This is a genomic window from Bacillus sp. BML-BC051 (assembly GCF_019656175.1).
GTDB classification, from domain to species: domain Bacteria; phylum Bacillota; class Bacilli; order Bacillales; family Bacillaceae_G; genus Bacillus_A; species Bacillus_A mobilis.
In genome coordinates, this window is the sequence record NZ_BPLI01000185.1 from 1 (window position 1) to 261 (window position 261).

The window sequence follows — 261 nt, forward strand, 5'->3', positions numbered from 1 at the left end:
CTTATCATTTGTACGAACATTTTTAAATACACTGGATAAAATATTCGTATTTTAGGGGTGTAAATGATGGAACACGTATTCGACTATGAAGATATTCAATTAATTCCTGCATAATTTATTGTGAACAGCCGCTCTGAATGTGCTCCAACTGTCACTTTAGGTAACCATAAATTTAAATTACCTGTCGTACCTGCTAATATGCTAACGATTATTGATTAAACAATCGCAACTTATTTAGCTGAAAACAATTACTTCTATCTC

Annotated in this window: 1 pseudogene; it reads left to right on the plus strand. The window is 31.8% G+C overall.

The annotated features are described in order from the left end of the window. Window positions 1-66: 66 nt before the first annotated feature. Window positions 67-216 (plus strand): annotated as a pseudogene (locus K5S59_RS29875) (GMP reductase); the annotation flags it as partial. Between the last annotated feature and the right edge of the window lie 45 nt (window positions 217-261).